Below are 14,591 nucleotides of genomic sequence, written 5' to 3'. Positions count from 1 at the left end.
GGCCGTCCGGTTTTTGGCCGTTGTCGCCCGACGCGTTTTGGCTGAAGTCGGCCCCTACCGGTCGTTCAACCGCCTGGGCGACCCAAGACCGCTTTGGAGGCGAAAGCCGCCAATCGTTCAGACTGATCCCACCGTCAGCCGTCACGACCGATCCACGCACCGTCCCCATGCGCAACTAACGCCGCCATGCCGTTGCGTTCAGAATCCATGATTCAGGCAGATTGATCCAGTGGAACCAGCATCATCGCCTTACCGCCCAATTTCGGAGCAAGCTTCTGCTGGACCGCCACGACCGATGGCAGCGGGCGCCATGCCACGGTCATGCTATCGACGAGGCCCGCGTCGTTCAAATGCATGTGATCCATTCCGTCGATCACGTGGTCGCCGAACCGGATTGTGAACACGGCGACAAAGTCAGCTCCGTCGCGTAAGAGGAGCTTCGGCTCGAAGGCGTCCACCGTGTCGAGAAGTTGCGTCAGGATATCTGCGACATGCTCCTTTCCCTCGAACGGGGCAGGAACGATTGGACTTCTAAGGACAACATCATCTGCCATATGAACCTTCGTCCCTTCGACGTCGCGATTAGTCATGGCTTTGAGGTAAGCGTCGAGATGTTCAGTGGTAACCATAACAATTTTCTCCTGGTAGAGCCGATGCGCCGGCACGGCGCGTCGAGTTGTCAAAACGCTGGCGCCCCCGTTCTTCCATCACTGCAAACAGGCTCGCCAAGGACTGGGTGGAGCGCGACCGGCATCCTGCAAGGGTCTAGCACCCTCCAAACTCATCGTAATGCCGTTGACCCAAATTCATTAACTAGGGTAGCGTTCACATCGGCCATGACAAAAATGTCACTAATACTGAGCGAGGTCTGAAGTGGAAAATCTGAGCGCACTGGGCGGCCTGGAAGTTTTTGTCCACACCGCGCGAACGCGGAGTTTTGCCGCGACCGGGCGGGAGCTCGGCATCTCACCATCGGCCATCAGCAAAAGCATTTCCAGACTTGAAGAGCGCGTTGGCGTGCGACTCTTTCAACGCAGCACGAGAAGCATATGCCTCACGTCCGAAGGCGAAGTGTTTCTGGAAAGGTGCAGGCGCATTTTCGGGGAGATTCAGGCGGCCGAGGATGAACTCAGCGCGATGACCCGACATCCGCGAGGGAGGCTAAGGGTGGGGTTGTCACTTTCGGCGGGACTACCATTTCAGGTGCTTTCAGACTTTATGGAGCAGCATCCTGAGATCGAACTCGATCTTGATTTCACTGATCGGCTGGTCGATGTAATCGAAGAAGGATTTGATGTCGTCATTCGCGGCAGCAAGCTTCGCGATTCACGCCTGGTATCTCGCCCTCTGGGTCGCTGGCGCGCCTGTCTGGTCGCCGCGCCGGATTATCTGCAACAAAAGGGGACCCCCGCGAATCCGGAAGAGCTTTTGGATCATGCATGCTTGCATTACCGCTGGACACCCACTGGAAAACTGTACCAATGGCCGCTGCGGCATTCAACATCCAAAGCGGCAAGCTCGTCGCTGCCTTTGACGATGGTGTGCAACAGCCTGGATGTTATGCTTTATATGGCGCTGGCGGGACGCGGAATCGCCTGCGTGCCCGACTTCGCTGTCAAGAACGCGCTCGCCGATGGACGGCTCAAGACTGTCCTGGACGCTTATGTGACAGACTCCAACAGTATCCACGTGGTGTGGCCCAGCAGTCGAAAAATGACGCCAAAGGTGCGGGTGTTCGTGGATTTTGTGCACGCCCATTTCGGCAAATACCTGGTCACTAAAGCAGATGGCTCGAAACGGCAAAAGGTTCGGCCACCCGCCTGAATAGAAACCTCGAAAGAACGGCGCACGAGGGTAAGTCATCGCGTGCCGCCGGGCTGTTTGCGACGCTAAACGTAGAAAAGAACTTCGTCCACTCGTCGGTACAGTTCCAGTTCGTCATCGGCCAACTTTTGTCCCATCAGCTTTCCCTTATATCACTACTCGCTCATCAAGAGACGGACACGGAAGTTGTCCGCAAAATAGGCGTCGGCGTCGACCGACCGTTCATGGCCGGCCGCGGACTCTCGCGTAAACGTACCGATAAGGCAAAGTGATGCCCGATCTGGCAGGCACAAGTCGACCCCGAACGATCCCCAGTATGTCTCCAGAATAAAAATCTAGGCTTCACCGGTCACTTTGGTTCGATCGACGGCATCGCCCAAGCGGCGCGGGAACGTAGTAAAGCTGGTTGACCCCATGAAAAGCGTTCAATAAACTGAGATTCCTTTTGCGCCAGGCGCACAAAGGGGACCTTCATGCCTAGCCTTGCAACTCTCAGCCTCTTTTCAGGGGCCTGCCTCGCGCTAACGATAACGCCAGGCCAGATATGCTCCTCATAGCATCGAGAAGCGTCGCTCCGGGGCGATCTGCTGGCTTCGCATCCCTTGCCGGAATTCAGGCTGGAACCTATTGCCACGCAATGCTGGCAGCGTTCGGCCTATCCCAGTTGTTTCTCGCAGTTCCAGTAGCCTACGATGTCGTCCGTTTCGCCGGAGCCACTTACCTGCTTTACCTCGCGTGGAAAACCCTTCGCGCGTCCCCTGCGCCGACTTCAACTGCAACCGGCGAAGCTCGCTTTTCCATTCAAAAGATTTTCAGGCAGGGCTTGCTGACTAATTTGCTGAATCCGAAAATGGCGTTGTTCGTTCTTGCACTGTTTCCGCAATTTGTGAGGCCGCAAGATGGGGCAATCGCCGTTCAGATTATGACGCTTGCGACCGTGCTTAACTTCATCGGTCTGATTGTGAACGGTGTCGTCATACTTACTGCAAGTCAACTTAGTCAGCGATGGGCGCGCCAACGCCGGCAGTCGCAGGTCCCGCAATATCTGCTTGCATCGGTTTTCGGCGGATTAGCGGCGAGACTTGCTGTCGTGAGCCGACACTGAACACCGAGACGGAACACGCGCTATGATGCGGCCCAACAGCAACTGCCAGCAATGCAGGCACCTCAATTAAATGGCTCAAAATGCCCCGACTGCCGCCCTACATAATCCGCAGCAACCAACCTATTCAGTCAGAAATCGCTTGATCGCTGCTGAAAGGCGACCTCGTTGTCGAGCATCATCAGATGGCCGCTGTTGGATAGTGTGTGATCTCCAGCGCATTTTTTTAGCGCCCAGTGTGGGATGTTCCAGCCTTTGCGTGAATGCTCACCCGAAAGCAAATACACGGGATGCCGATCGAAAACTTCTTCGAGTGCCGCGAGGTAGTGATCGTCGCCTGTTGTCGTCACAACCGACTGCCCCATCGCGCGAAGCGTGGACGCTGGCTGGTGAGCAAGCCAGCGGATCGCGACCTCGCGCAGATGTAGCGCCGGTGCGGTAACGAAACCATTGATCCAGGCTAACGGGTCAGAGCGGAACCGGCTCATCATGGCGTCGGCGTCGCTCGAACTCATCCGCCCGACCGACGCCGACCAGAACGCATCGCCCAATGTGAAGTTCCCTTCGACATTGACAATCCTGCGGACGCACTCAGGGTACGTATGGGCGAACAGCATGGCGATGGCACCGCCAACGGAATGACCCACTATGTCGACGGGCTCGCTTCCAAAGCGGGCATCAACAAAGGCTCGTAGATGTTCGACCTGCCCGGGTAGCGAGATGGTATCCAGCGACGCGGATTGGTGCTCGCCATAACCAAGCAGATTGGGGGCCGCGTGCGGCGACTCATAGTTGGCGACATCCAGTGTTCCGATGAAGCCATGAATAAAAACGACCGGAGATGTATTGCTCATGCTTGTCAGATGGGAACTCTGTATATGCGATTGGACCGGTACACGCGACCGTACATGAGATGGAACCGTTGCGCAGATTGTCATCAATCCTGGCCGCTGTGTCGACCGTCAGCTTTTGGCCGACTGCTGACCACCGCCGTACCCTTTCCCTCACGCGACACGCGGTCGACGTTTTCTCGTGATTTGTGCAGGTTACTACAGCAGCACCCCGATTTCCGGATTCGGCCCCTTGCCGCCGCTTGAGCGACTGCCTTGGTGCGCCCAATACTGGCTTACGGAACGAGCGCGTATAACCCCGGATGTGCAACCGTGCAGAAACTTTTGCTGACTTAAACTAAGTCAAATAGTGAGATGACATTTGTATCATGACCACACTATTACAGGTCAAACTCCAGCCCAATATGCGTTGACCGCGAACCAGCAGTAAAACGCGGCCAACGCCCACAATGGAATTACAAAATCGCAAGTCCCCGCGGATATTGCGTCAACAACTCATAGCCCCGCTCGGTAACAAGCGCCATGTCACCGAGCGCAGCCCCCGCAACCCCATCAACGAACACATTGGGGTGCAGTTCGAATACTTGATTCGCCATAAACTTGATCTCGCCGCGATAAGAAGGCTCGTTTTCGTAACGTTGAGGAAATGGCGCAGCATTCTGCGGCAGCGGATCATCGTAGGCGTAGCCGAGCGCATGCCCATACCGGAACTCGAACGTTGGCTTTTGTGCAAAATAACGGTCGCGTACATTCTCCGCCGCGCTTTGCACCGCCGCTACTGGCGCACCCGGCAGCATGTGAGTGAGCATCGCGTTGTGCATGCCCTGCACTGCTTCATACACGCTACTTTGCTGAGCATTCGGCTCACCGAGTTGCGCCGTGCGGATGCCGTGTCCCCAGCAGCCTTCGTACGTCACCATTACGCCGATCAGAAACTGATCACCCTCTTTGGGCACCCGTCGGCATTCAGCGAGCAATGATCGCGAGTAATCCGCAATCGGCTGCACGGTCAGCCAGGTCGAAGCAAAGTCGCAGCCCGCGTAAAGCGCGTCACGTTGCAGATCTGCGCGAATCTGAAACACAGGCTTACCGCTGCGAGCCGCTCGAAACGCACGCTCGAATAGTTCATCGCAAATCTCCGCAGCCTTGCGATGCGCCACGATCTCGCTGGTACTGCGCTGTACGCGGACGGTATTGGCGATCGATTCGAAATCGAACAACTCGCGCGCCACGCAATGCGTGGTCAGCGCCGCCCAAATCGGTTGCGACATCTCGGTGCGTCCAATGTAAGCGATACGTGCACCCGGGGTTGTCCGGGCAGCCAGATAAGCTGCCGCCGCTTCACCGCTTTTGTCGAAGCGCACGTCGAGATCCGGCGCGTATTGCGCGGCCATCTTTGGCAGGAAAATGTTCGGCGCGAAAATCACCGGGCGCATGCCGCGCTCCAGCACGATGGTAGATGGATAGGCACCGCTGTCGAAATTCGCGACATAGCGCGCCCATGCATGCGTACGCGTCGCGATGCCGGCCGCGCTGCCCTGCGCGTGGATCGCTATTATGCTGGCGTCTGCGTCAGTGGCGAGCTCTAGCAATCGTTCGCGCCGTTGCGCGTAAATCATCGCTGAATCGGTCACGTTCGGCCTCAGTTGCGGATCACATCGGCGACGGTCTTTTTACCGTCCTTGAAGCGATAGATCGTGATCGCTGCACTGCTTAGATCGCCGTGCGTATCGAATGCGATCGGGCCGGTCACACCATCGTATTTCGTCGTCGGCATCGCGGCGAGTATTTTCGCGCGATCTGTCGAACCGGCGCGCTTCATCGCATCGACAATCACATGGACTGCGTCATATGTGAACGGTGCATATGCATCGATCGCCGTCTTGTATGTCTCGACATAGCGCTTTTCGAATGCGGCGCCACGCGGCATGCGCGTGATCGCGAGTCCCGCTTCCGAGCACACGAGATTTGTGATCGCGTCCCCCGAAAGCGAAAGCATTTTATCCGTGCAAGCTCCATCGCCCGCGAGGATGCTGACCTTGATCCCGAGATTCGCCGCCTGCTTGACGAGCGGTCCAGCGGTCGCGTCGGACCCGCCGTACATGATCACGTCCGGCCGGCTACCCTTCACTTTTGTAAGAATAGCGCGAAAATCGGTCGCTTTGTCGTTGGTTGCGTCGCGCGCGATGATCGTGCCGCCTGCCGCACGCGCGGCCTTCTCGAACTGATCGGCGAGGCCTTGCCCATAAGCAGTCGAATCGTCCACCACTGCGATCCGCTTCGCATGTAATTCGCCGATTGCGTAGCGCGCGAGCGCAGGACCTTGCATCGCATCGGTTGCAACCAGCCGGAACGCGGTCTTGTAGCCCTGCAGGGTGTATTGCGGATTGGTCGATGCAGGCGATATCTGCACCACACCCGCTTCGCTGTAGATGCGCGAAGCTGGAATCGACACACCGGAATTGATGTCGCCGACCACCGCAACAACGCCTTCGTCGACGAACTTCTGCGCGACCTGCGTACCTACGCGCGGGTCGGCAGCGTCATCCTGCGAATCGAGTTTCAACGTGACCTGCTTGCCACCGATCGTGAGACGTTGTGCGTTGATCTCATCGACGGCAAGCCGAGCCGCGTTCTCGCTGTCCTTACCAATGTTCGCGAGTTGCCCGGTCAGTGGCGCCGCGTGTCCAATGACGATGACATCGGCGAACGCGAACGTTGCCGGAAGCGCGGTTACACCTGAAACGACGAGCAAGCCCGCGAGATGACGATAGCAAATCGGATGCACGTTTAGCCTCATGAGATTGTTAAATGAGTGCGCCCGTTCGTGTCGATGTTATGGTCAGATCATTTGCATCGTTCTGGACGTCGAGCGGCTGTGGAAGTCAGTATTCAATTGCCGAAATCCGCTGTCCAACGACAAATTACTGTTGCAGCCAATAAAAAAATCTTGATGCTTCTGTTTTTTTCCCGAATTCCAGATCATTGGATAGCGCATTACACTCATGCGATCCAACAGCCCATGAACTGTCATGAACATCCGCTTTCTGGAGACCTTCGTCTGGCTCGCGCGCCTGCGTAGCTTCCGGCTCACCGCCGAGCGTCAGCACGCCACGCAAGCGGCCATCTCGAGCCGGATTTCGGCGCTCGAAGTGGAATTGGGTGTGCGTCTGTTCGAACGCGGGCCCAAGGAGGTATCGCTCACTCAGGAAGGTACCAAGGCACTCCCCTTCGCCGAACAGATCGTACAACTGAATCGCGCCATGATCGAAACAGTTGGCGATCGCACGAAGGTCGCCGGCCTGCTTCGGCTGGCGTCCATTGAATCGGTTGTGCATACGTGGTTGCCCGAACTGCTCAAGCGTGTGCGCGAAGAGTATCCGAACGTGACTGTCGAACTCACTGGGGACACTTCCGCGAATCTCGCATTGGAGATTGCGCATGGCCACGTCGACACGGCCTTTCTGACGGCTCAAGTCAACGGCGCGGATGTCGGCAACATCCTCCTTGGCAGTCTTCCCATGTGCTGGATTGCAAGTCCGACGCTCAATCTGCCCGACGAGCCGTTGACCGAACATGAACTGGCAGCATTCCAGATCGTCGGCTTCGCGCGGCATTCACAGCCACACAACTATCTCGTGCAGATGTTCGCAGCCGCGGGGGAAACGGCCGTGCAGATCAATTGCCTGTCGTCTGCTGCGGCGATAATCCGGCTCGTCGTCGACGGCTTCGGTATCGCCGTCGTTCCTGCAGCGTTCGTCATGGGTGAACTCGCCAACGGGCAGTTGCAGGCACTGAAGGTCACTCACGAAGTGCCGGCGCTTCCACTTTATGTGTCGTACCGGCGTAGCCCCGACAGCCTGCTGCCGGAGTCGATCGCACGGGTCGCGCGCGCCGTGATGTTCGATTACAGCACGCGACACGGCAAGCAGTTTGCGCGTGCGACGGCATCCGAAGACTGACTGGAGCGATGCATTCCGATTGTTCATGGCGTGCTCGACGACGCTCGCTCGACCGTCTCAAGCCGCCACGGGTGCACGGGTGCACGGTCAGATCGGGCCTTGCGGGGTGACATCGAGTTCCTCTTCGAATGGCATAGCGTCGTTTAAACCATAGACTGCGGCGGTGATGGCAGGAGAAACGCACAGCTCAGCCTCGACAGCGTGCCGTGCGGCCCACAATCGCCTACGTGTCAGCATCAGGCAGGTCTCCCAGCTACCGTATTTGGCCACTTCATCGCGTCAACACACGTTGATGTTTGATAAGCCTGGACGCATTAGCGCGATCGAAAAAGCGTGGCAAAACAGTCTGATCTCACTCGGAAACCGACCCGTCATAACCGATGCGCTTTCCTGCGCCAGCATAGTCGGCAGTCGCGTCCGGTTCGATGGCACTTGTGACTCGGGAAAGTGAGTAGACCAGTACCGGAATTGCAATCGCTAAAATACCAACAATACTGAGCGACCATGCGAAACCGGCGTCGAAACTTTCGCGTGCGGCACTGACCAAAATCGCTTTCAACGGCGTGCCGAATGGTTTGGCAGCGTGCTCCAGGTCGCCTGCAAGAACTTGTGAGAGGAAACTTCTTTCATCGACTCCGTTCAAGGCCAGAAGCGCCGCAGGATGTGAATCGAACGACGATCGTGTCCGCGACACAAGAACGGCGCCAATTACTGCAACCGAAGCGACAATACCCGTAAATCTTGTGGTTGTGCTTATTCCTGACGCCATGCCTGTTCGAGTTGGAGGCACGCAGGACACGATTGCCTTCTGCGTGTTTCCGTTTAAGGTGCCGGCACCGATACCGGTCAACAACATTCCTACGGCAAAAAGCCCGTACCGGTTCAAGCTCGCTGCCAACGCGGTCAGCAAGTTACCAATACCCACTAAAGCGAGTCCAACTGACAATATCGAATAAGTAGACAACCAACCACCTAGTGTGGCTCCCAGATACGGACCAGCTATCATTGCAAGTGCAAAAGGCAGCATCCCCAAGCCTGCCTGGACCGCCGATAAGCTGAAACCGGTCTGAAGATAGAGCGGCAGAAACGTCATCATTACCTGGGCGCACGCTGCATAGCCAAACATCGACAACACTGCCGCCACGAAGCGTGGCTGACGAAACAGGCTGAGATTGATCATAGGGCTACGCTGCAAACGTTCAGCCCAGTAAACCGCCATGAGCAAAGCTACGCCAACCGCGATACGAATTAACGTCGCCAGACTTCCCCATCCGTCCACGGGCGCGGCAATGAAAGCCCACATACATACCGACAAACCTGCCCCGAAAAACAGACTACCAATCAGATCGACCGGTCCAGCCTCCTTATTTCGGGAGTCACGAATACGGAAGAAAACACAGACGCCAAGAATCGCGCAGATTGGAATATTTAGTAGAAAAATCCATCTCCAGCTAATCCATTGGGTAAACTGAATACTAGTTGGCGTAACGTAAGGGGGTATTGTTAGTCTGCCCGGGTTCTCCACCGAAACTGCTCACCGCAGAGATAAGCGAAGATTTCAAAAAGCATTCCCCGGGCAAGCGCAGAAGACGTAACCTGACCAACCGACGCCAGTTCGTCGCCTCGAACATTAAGGACGCGTACCTGAGCGAAACGTTGAGTAAATACGTCTCCCTGCATGGGATTTTCTGACTATGAACCGACCCGAGTAGGCAGACCTCCTGCCCCCACCCACCCTTGTCAGTCAGAGACGACAGCAATGCGAAGCATCACATATCGAAAAATGATCGAGACTCGTCGCTTCGTGCTGCGCATTCCAGTGACCGACCAGCTGCAGTCGGTGCGTGAGGAACGATTTCCCACCCGCAGGGGCAACGACATGAGCTTTCACGTGCTACGTCTCCTTCATCTGGCGCACAGGTGAACGGAGGCCGCGGGCCGCCGTGCGAGCGTGATTCCAAGCCCCGCGCCAGCAGCTAGGCAGAAAGCGATGCAGAGGATCGCGACGATAAAGGCGTGCGTGATGGCCGCCGGATCATTGCGCGTGCCAAGAACGGTGTAAAAAATCCCGCCGGTCACCGCGACGCTGAGTGCGACGCACGTTGATCAAGCGGCAGCGCCATCATTAATTGCAATCGAGGACCTCGATCAATTACTGATGCTTCCAGCCTTAACACTGCTGCAGGTTGACGTACAACGCTATCGCCCCGAACCACGAACAGGTCAATTTCTAATCCAGCCGTGAGGTGTCAACGGTTCTGTCATCTTCGACTGACATGATACTTTGACCTTTGTTCGGTCCGTACGGCACCCACAAAGAGAAAGAAGAAGCAAACAGCACGAACGAATTTTGCCCGTGTAGTCTTTGCGTAGTTTGACCACATGCGGCTGACAGGCCCTGTCAGGACAACAAGGAACGGAACCCATGAGCGTTGTGCATTTTATCGGTGGAGAAAAAGGCGGCGTAGGCAAATCCCTAGTCGCACGCGTACTGGCGCAGTATTTCATCGATCACAATCTGCCCTTCGTTGGGTTCGATACCGACCGCTCGCACGGCGCGCTATTACGCTATTACGGCGAATTCGCCGCGCCCGCAGCGCTTGATCGTTACGATAGCCTTGACCCGGTTATCGAGTACGCGCTTGAACAGCCCGAGCGCCACATTCTGGTTGATCTTGCCGCGCAAACGCAGCAGTCGGTCTCGAAATGGTTCGACGACTCCGATGTGCTCGGTTTAGCGCAGGAAAGCGGTATTGCGCTCACGTGGTGGCAAGTGATGGACGCAGGCCGGGATTCCGTCGACCTGCTGCGGCAATGGCTTGATCAGTTCGGCGGCAAATTGCGTCTGGTGATCGTGCTGAACGAAATTCGTGGTGAGCGCTTCGAGTTGCTGGAAGCGTCCGGCGAGCGCCAGCGTGCGCAAGCGCTCGGCGCCGAAATCGTTTCGCTGCGGCATCTTCCCGACACGATCATGCAGAAGATCGACCAGAAGGATTCAAGTTTCTGGGCAGCCGCGCATCATCCGGATCGCGCGAGCATCGGTCTTGGGATACTCGAGCGCCAGCGAGTGAAGGTCTGGCTCGGGCGGGCTTATGAAGAATTTGATAAGGTCATGCGGTAGACAGAGATCGACTCACTGTCCGATGTTTGGCACGCCGGTTGTTGCAATAAACCCGAATTTCCTAACCGACACCCGCAATTCTGTGAGATCGCAAGCTCGGGGTTTGCTGTCAATCGCCAGGTTGAACATCGCAAGCTCGCGAGTCTTTGCCGCAAGCTGCAGGCGGATTCGAATCGCCCAAATTTCCCTGAGTTTCAGTGGAGGTTTCTGGCCCGTTAGTTTTCCCTTATTCCAGGGCACGCGCCGCACGCTTCCAGCATCAATCGATTCCATGACGGTTCTCCTTTGCCCGGAAGGAAAGACAGTCTGCGCCAACCGCCGACGGGCGATCCACGAGCCGTTACAGTCACTGAGAAATGATAGCCGAGGGTCCGATTCGGAATCGCATAGCCGACATCTATATCGACAGCGATAGGAGGTAGTCGGCTCCACCACCGTCATCGGTCCACGCGTCTGTCGCCGCGCTTTCGATCCAAGGCGTGGTTTCCTGCTGAATCCGAGTGACCCGCCAATCGACAAAGAGACTTGGCATGCCTTGCATCCGAAGCAAACGCTCTTTGCAAAAATACGGGTCGATATCGATGCATACTCTGCCTTGCACTCGCTGTCCGACAGTTGCAAACCCTGGTGGTCTCGACTCGCAAAAAACCTTTACTCCGTAGTCGATGACCCACACTTGAGGTGTCGGGAAAATAACTTTCTCGACCACGTCGTATTTCGAAGTGCCTTTGTGTTGGCACCGCCAGGAGGAACTCAGCGTTAGCCCGAAATTTCAGAGCTACTCTGCCTTCCTCTAGCCTCTGCGGGACCAAACCACCGGAAACAGAGGACTTTCCATCTCTGCCCCTTCCCGTAGGGTTTCGACGAGGCCGGGAAACTCCGGCGATGTGCGCCACTTCCGCGGTGCATGACGGATATCGTCGCCAATGAAGCGGACCGAAAACGCGCGGCGTCGCGAGGCCCCGCCGACGCCGCCCGACGCATGCAGCGTCAGCATGTTGAAGCACACCATATCGCCGGGCTCGAGCGCCCAGCCGATGATCGGAAACGCGTCCCGGTTCGCTTCGATATCCGGCAGATCGGCGAGACTTCCTTCCGGAAACCACTTCGCCTGATTGTCCATGAACGTGCGCGGCATCAACCAGGGCCCGAGATGCGAACCCGCGACAAATTCGAGCCGCGACGCTTGCGCGACCGGATCTACTGGAATCCACATGCTGACGTTGTCGCCGCCGCTGATGTTGTAGTACGGCTGGTCCTGATGCCAGGGTGTACGCTGCCGCGTGTTCGGTTCCTTCACCAGCAGATGATCGTGATATAGACGCACCGTTTCGCTGCCCGTCAATGCGGCGGCGACCGCGGGCGCGGCCGAGTCAAAAATGAAGCGGCGGTATGCGTCGATTTCCGACCAGTTGCAGAAATCTTCGAAGAACCAGCCGGGGTCGTCGGGACGGCTCGCCACTTTCGCGCGCGGACTCGGCGAAGCGATATTGCTCTCGATGCCGGTGCGCAACAGGTCGATCTCGTCGGCGGTGAATATCTGCCGAACACACACTGCACCATCGCGGCGAAAATCGTCGATCAGCTGTGGCGTGACCGCACGCGCGATGCGCTCGTTCAAAGACTCAGCCATTGTTTGTCTCCTCCTGAAATAACGTGGCCCAGCGGTTCAATCGCCGTAGATATTGAAGTTGAAGTATTTCGCGGCGACTTTCTGATAAACGCCGTCCTGCCGGATCGCCACGATCGACTGATTGATCTGCGTCGCGAGTGCAGTATCGCCCTTGCGCAGGCCGATCGCGACATCGCCTGCCACACGGCTGTCGCCAACCGGCTTGCCGACGAGCGCGAAGCCCGCACCACGCGGCGTTTTCAGAAAACCGAAATCCGCCTGCACGGCTGCCTGGAACGCCGCATCGATCCGGTGCGTCACCAGATCCTGATAGATCTGATCCTGCGTCTGATACGCGACCACCGTGACGTTTTTAGGCGCCCATTCGGCGTTCGCGTAACTTTCCTGCGTCGAGCCCTGCACCACGCCCACGCGTTTGCCCTGCAGCGCCTGCGCCGTCGGCTGAAGACTCGAACCCGCAACTGCGATCAGCGCCGAGCTGCTCATGTACAGGCGATCGCTGAAGTCGATCTGTTGACGGCGCGTCGGTGTGGCCGACATCGCCGACAGGATCGCGTCGAATTTGCGAGCCTTCAGCGCGGGAATCATGCCGTCGAAATTCTGCTCGACCCATACGCACTTCTTGTGCAATTGCTCGCACAACGCGTTGCCGAGATCGATATCGAAGCCGACATACGATCCGTCCGGCGCCTTCGATTCGAACGGCGGATAACTCGGATCGACGCCGAAGCGCAGCGTCTGCGGATCTTGCGCATGCGCGGCGAACGACGCCATCGTCAGCGCGCAGAGGGTTGAGTAGATCGCGTTTTTCATGGCATTCCCGGTGAGGTCGTGTCGAAAGTGAATGGGCATCCATCCGCCTGCGGCGCCGGATAGCAAGCAGCGCAACAAACTGGACAATGCAGGCATACGGCTCAAACGAGAAAGTGCTCGACCAGTTCGACCCAGTAGCGTGCGCCGGTCATCAGAATGCTGTCGTTGAAATCGTATCCCGCGTTATGTAGCATGCAACTGCGCTCGCCTTCGCCGTTGCCGATGATCAGGTAACAGCCCGGGCATTGCTGAAGGAACCACGCAAAATCTTCGCTGCCGGTGAACGGCTCTACATCGTTAAGCACAGCGTCGGCGCCGAACGCTTCGAGCGCGACATCATGAGCAAAACGTGTCATGTCGGCGTCGTTGACGAGCAGCGGATAACTACGCTCGTAGTTCAGCTCGGCGTGCGCGCCGTACACGGCGGCCTGCGCATGAATCACTTCGATGATGCGGCGCTCCAGCGTTTCGCGCACCTCCGCGCGCAATGCGCGCACGGAAATCTTCATATGCGCTTCGCCAGGAATCACGTTCGACACTTCGCCCGCGTGAATCGAGCCGACCGTGATCAGCGCCATGTCGAGTGGCGGGACGTTGCGCGACACGATGGTCTGCAACGCGAATACGATCGCCGCACACACCACGACAGGATCGACGCTCTTGTGCGGCATCGCGCCGTGACCGCCGTGCCCCGTCACGCGCACCGTCACCTGATCCGCCGACGCCATGAACGGCCCGGCGCGAAAACCGAGCTTGCCGGCCGGGAATCCCGGCATGTTGTGCATCGCGAACACGGCGTCACATGGATGCTGTTTCAGCACGCCCTCTTCCAGCATGCGGCGCGCGCCCGCCAGTCCTTCTTCCGCGGGCTGGAAAATCAGGTTCAGCGTGCCGTTGAAGTTGCGCGTTTGCGCCAGATGCGCGGCGGCGGCAAGCAGCATCGCGGTATGGCCGTCGTGACCGCATGCGTGCATCTTGCCGGGATGCACGCTGGCGTACGGTAAACCGGTTTTCTCGGTGACCGGCAGCGCGTCCATGTCGGCGCGCAATCCGATACTGCGAGCGCCATCGCCTGCCTTCAGCGTGCCGACGAGACCGGTCGCGCCGAATCCGCGTTCGACGCTGTAGCCCCAGTGCGTAAGGCGCTCCGCGATCAGATCGCTGGTCATGAACTCTTCGTAGCCGAGTTCGGGATGCGCATGGATGCGCTGGCGCAGCGCAATCATCTCGTCGCCGCGGGCGAGAAGATCGGGGGTAGAGGCCATTCGCGTTGGGTCGCCTTGTT

Annotated in this window: 11 protein-coding genes and 2 pseudogenes; 4 read left to right on the top strand and 9 right to left on the bottom strand. The window is 57.6% G+C overall.

Annotated features, from left to right (window positions below):
- Nucleotides 1-212: 212 nt before the first annotated feature.
- A complete protein-coding gene (locus P3T18_RS04900) occupies nucleotides 213-629 on the bottom strand; it encodes a nuclear transport factor 2 family protein (RefSeq protein WP_429298775.1) in 417 nt (138 codons plus the stop codon).
- 253 nt (nucleotides 630-882) lie between these two features.
- Here P3T18_RS04900 and P3T18_RS04895 point away from each other — a divergent pair, with 253 nt between their 5' ends.
- Together P3T18_RS04895 and P3T18_RS04890 are read left to right on the top strand one after the other, a co-directional pair.
- Entirely contained in the window at nucleotides 883-1,824 is a 942-nt protein-coding gene (locus P3T18_RS04895; RefSeq protein ID WP_429299042.1) for a LysR family transcriptional regulator, read from the top strand.
- A 473-nt stretch (nucleotides 1,825-2,297) separates the two neighbouring features.
- Nucleotides 2,298-2,929: pseudogene (locus tag P3T18_RS04890) on the top strand (LysE family translocator).
- Nucleotides 2,930-3,057: 128 nt separating this feature from the next.
- Here P3T18_RS04890 and P3T18_RS04885 read toward each other — a convergent pair.
- From P3T18_RS04885 to P3T18_RS04875, 3 genes are all read right to left on the bottom strand, one after another.
- The gene (locus tag P3T18_RS04885) at nucleotides 3,058-3,780 is read right to left on the bottom strand and encodes an alpha/beta fold hydrolase (RefSeq protein WP_429298774.1); all 723 of its coding nucleotides are present in this window, start codon (nucleotides 3,778-3,780) and stop codon (nucleotides 3,058-3,060) included.
- 452 nt (nucleotides 3,781-4,232) lie between these two features.
- Entirely contained in the window at nucleotides 4,233-5,411 is a 1,179-nt protein-coding gene (locus P3T18_RS04880) for a M24 family metallopeptidase (RefSeq protein WP_429298773.1), read from the bottom strand.
- Between the two features lie 8 nt (nucleotides 5,412-5,419).
- Entirely contained in the window at nucleotides 5,420-6,577 is a 1,158-nt protein-coding gene (locus tag P3T18_RS04875) for a branched-chain amino acid ABC transporter substrate-binding protein (protein WP_429298772.1), read from the bottom strand.
- A 232-nt stretch (nucleotides 6,578-6,809) separates the two neighbouring features.
- On the opposite strand from P3T18_RS04875, the gene P3T18_RS04870 reads away from it, so the two are divergent.
- Nucleotides 6,810-7,739, top strand: a complete 930-nt coding sequence (locus tag P3T18_RS04870) for a LysR family transcriptional regulator (RefSeq protein WP_429298771.1) — start codon at nucleotides 6,810-6,812, stop codon at nucleotides 7,737-7,739.
- A 352-nt stretch (nucleotides 7,740-8,091) separates the two neighbouring features.
- Here P3T18_RS04870 and P3T18_RS04865 read toward each other — a convergent pair whose 3' ends face one another.
- A complete protein-coding gene (locus tag P3T18_RS04865) occupies nucleotides 8,092-9,264 on the bottom strand; it encodes an MFS transporter (protein ID WP_429298770.1) in 1,173 nt (390 codons plus the stop codon).
- A gap of 900 nt (nucleotides 9,265-10,164) precedes the next feature.
- On the opposite strand from P3T18_RS04865, the gene P3T18_RS04860 reads away from it, so the two are divergent.
- Entirely contained in the window at nucleotides 10,165-10,860 is a 696-nt protein-coding gene (locus tag P3T18_RS04860) for a mobilization protein (RefSeq protein ID WP_429298769.1), read from the top strand.
- Between the two features lie 69 nt (nucleotides 10,861-10,929).
- Here the strand turns inward: P3T18_RS04860 and P3T18_RS04855 are convergent.
- The 4 genes and pseudogenes from P3T18_RS04855 to P3T18_RS04840 all read right to left on the bottom strand — a co-directional run.
- Nucleotides 10,930-11,133: pseudogene (locus P3T18_RS04855) on the bottom strand (integrase); the annotation flags it as partial.
- A gap of 520 nt (nucleotides 11,134-11,653) precedes the next feature.
- Nucleotides 11,654-12,493, bottom strand: a complete 840-nt coding sequence (locus tag P3T18_RS04850) for a phytanoyl-CoA dioxygenase family protein (RefSeq protein WP_429298768.1) — start codon at nucleotides 12,491-12,493, stop codon at nucleotides 11,654-11,656.
- 36 nt (nucleotides 12,494-12,529) lie between these two features.
- Nucleotides 12,530-13,306, bottom strand: a complete 777-nt coding sequence (locus P3T18_RS04845) for an ABC transporter substrate-binding protein (RefSeq protein ID WP_429298767.1) — start codon at nucleotides 13,304-13,306, stop codon at nucleotides 12,530-12,532.
- A gap of 101 nt (nucleotides 13,307-13,407) precedes the next feature.
- The gene (locus tag P3T18_RS04840) at nucleotides 13,408-14,571 is read right to left on the bottom strand and encodes a M20 aminoacylase family protein (RefSeq protein ID WP_429298766.1); all 1,164 of its coding nucleotides are present in this window, start codon (nucleotides 14,569-14,571) and stop codon (nucleotides 13,408-13,410) included.
- Between the last annotated feature and the right edge of the window lie 20 nt (nucleotides 14,572-14,591).

Source organism: Paraburkholderia sp. GAS199, from assembly GCF_050436585.1.
Taxonomy (GTDB): domain Bacteria; phylum Pseudomonadota; class Gammaproteobacteria; order Burkholderiales; family Burkholderiaceae; genus Paraburkholderia.
This window is presented reverse-complemented; position numbering and strand designations above follow the sequence as displayed.